General features: G+C 56.1%; 1 pseudogene. It reads left to right on the top strand.

Features of this window, described 5'->3' with window-relative positions:
• A pseudogene (locus ACIF4X_RS29155) lies at window positions 1–2709 on the top strand (DNA-directed RNA polymerase subunit beta'); the annotation flags it as partial.
• Between the last annotated feature and the right edge of the window lie 167 nt (window positions 2710–2876).

Below are 2876 nucleotides of genomic sequence, written 5' to 3'. Positions count from 1 at the left end.
GCCCATCATCGTTCCGGCGCAGGACGTTGTATTGGGTCTGTACTACATGACTCGTGAAGCGATCAACGCCAAAGGCGAAGGTCGTGTATTCGCGGATCTGCAGGAAGTTGACCGTGTGTTCCGTGCCGGCGAAGCCGCACTGCACGCCAAGGTTAAAGTTCGTATCAACGAAACCGTCAACGACCGTGACGGCAACAGCGTGAGCGGTACCCGTATCGTCGACACGACTGTCGGCCGTGCGCTGCTGTTCCAGGTTGTGCCAAAAGGTCTGTCGTACGATGTCGTCAACCTGCCGATGAAGAAAAAGGCGATCTCCAAGCTGATCAACCAGTGCTACCGCGTGGTTGGTTTGAAAGAGACCGTGATCTTCGCTGACCAGTTGATGTACACCGGTTTCGCTTACTCGACCATCTCCGGCGTTTCCATCGGTGTTAACGACTTCGTTATCCCGGACGAGAAAGCCCGCATCATCGGTGCTGCCACCGACGAAGTGAAAGAGATCGAGAGCCAGTACGCCTCCGGCCTGGTAACCCAGGGCGAGAAGTACAACAAAGTGATCGACCTTTGGTCGAAAGCGAACGACGAAGTTTCCAAGGCAATGATGGCCAACCTCTCGAAAGAGAAGGTTATCGACCGTCACGGCGTTGAAGTCGATCAAGAGTCTTTCAACTCGATGTACATGATGGCCGACTCGGGTGCGCGGGGTTCCGCAGCACAGATTCGTCAGCTGGCCGGTATGCGTGGTCTGATGGCCAAGCCGGACGGTTCCATCATTGAAACGCCGATTACTGCGAACTTCCGTGAAGGTTTGAGCGTACTTCAGTACTTCATCTCGACTCACGGTGCTCGTAAAGGTCTGGCGGATACCGCGTTGAAAACTGCGAACTCCGGTTACCTGACTCGTCGTCTGGTAGACGTGGCGCAGGATCTGGTTGTAACCGAGATCGATTGCGGCACCGAACACGGTCTGCTGATGACTCCGCACATTGAAGGCGGTGACGTTGTAGAGCCGTTGGGTGAGCGCGTATTGGGTCGTGTTATTGCCCGTGACGTATTCAAGCCAGGCACCGAGGACGTTATCGTTCCGGCCGGTACTCTGGTAGACGAGAAGTGGGTAGAGTTCATCGAGCTGAACAGCATCGACGAAGTGATCGTGCGTTCGCCGATCAGCTGCGAAACCCGCTATGGCATTTGCGCCAAGTGCTACGGCCGTGATCTGGCTCGTGGTCACCAGGTGAACATCGGTGACGCGGTCGGCGTGATCGCTGCCCAGTCCATCGGTGAGCCGGGTACCCAGCTGACGATGCGTACGTTCCACATCGGTGGTGCGGCAAGCCGTACTTCCGCTGCGGACAGCGTTCAGGTGAAGAATGGCGGTACCGTTCGTCTGCACAATTTGAAGCACGTGGAGCGAGTGGATGGTCACCTGGTTGCGGTGTCCCGTTCCGGTGAGCTGGCAATCGCTGATGACTTCGGTCGTGAGCGCGAGCGTTACAAGCTGCCGTACGGTGCTGTGATTTCGGTTAAAGAAGGTGACAAGGTCGACTCTGGCGCATTCTTGTCCAAGTTGGATCCGCACTCTCACACGATCGTTACCGAAATGAAAGGTACCGTGACCTACGTGGGCATGGAAGAAGGCATCACGATCAAGCGTCAGACTGACGAATTGACCGGTATGACCAACATTGAAGTACTCGACGCGAAAGATCGTCCAGCTGCGGGCAAAGAAATTCGTCCGGCAGTGAAGATGGTTGACGACAACGGCAAGGATCTGTTGCTGCCAGGCACTGACGTTATCGCTCAGTACTTCCTGCCAGCCAACGCCCTGGTCGGTGTAGCGGATGGTGCGAAGATCGCGATCGGTGACGTTATCGCGCGTATCCCGCAAGAAACTTCGTGACCCGTGACATCACCGGTGGTCTGCCGCGTGTTGCCGACTTGTTCGAAGCTCGTCGTCCGAAAGAAGCGTCGATTCTGGCTGAAGTCAGCGGCACCATCGCGTTCGGTAAAGAAACCAAAGGCAAGCGCCGTCTGGTTATTACCCCGAACGACGGTACCGATCCGTACGAAGAGCTGATTCCGAAGTGGCGTCACCTGAACGTGTTCGAAGGCGAACAGGTAAACCGTGGCGAAGTTATCTCCGACGGTCCAAGCGATCCGCATGACATCCTGCGTCTGCTGGGTGTGAGCGCGCTGGCCAAGTACATCGTGAACGAGATTCAGGACGTTTACCGTCTGCAAGGCGTGAAGATCAACGACAAGCACATCGAGACCATCCTGCGTCAGATGCTGCGTAAAGTTGAAATCGCTGAATCCGGCGATTCCAGTTTCATCAAGGGCGACCAGATGGAACTGACTCACGTACTGGTAGAGAACGAGCGTCTGGGCGGCGAAGACAAGTTCGTCTCCAAATACACTCGCGTTCTGCTCGGTATCACCAAGGCGTCGTTGTCCACCGAATCGTTCATCTCGGCGGCTTCCTTCCAGGAAACCACTCGCGTACTGACCGAAGCGGCAGTCACCGGCAAGCGCGATTACCTGCGCGGCCTGAAAGAAAACGTTGTCGTGGGTCGTCTGATCCCGGCAGGTACCGGCCTGGCATATCACAGCGAGCGCAAGCGTCGCCGTGAAGCAGACAAGCCGTTGCGCGTAAGCGCCAGTGAAGTGGAAGCTGCACTGACCGAAGCGCTGAACTCGAGCGGTAACTGAGTTCTGCGATAAATGAGCGTAAGGCCCTGATCGCTCCGTTCATCGAATCGAGACAATTTGTCGAGGTTCGAGGGGCGGGGAGGTCGGGGCCTTGCCTTGACTGGGGACAAGATCCTCTTTAGACTCTTGATCCCCTAAATTTGGCGGGAATTCGTTCCTGCCATTTT

It is taken from the genome of Pseudomonas sp. NPDC085632 (assembly GCF_044541255.1).
Lineage (GTDB): Bacteria > Pseudomonadota > Gammaproteobacteria > Pseudomonadales > Pseudomonadaceae > Aquipseudomonas.
The sequence above is the reverse complement of the archived record's forward strand: the minus strand, read 5'-3'. Positions and strand labels throughout refer to the sequence as shown.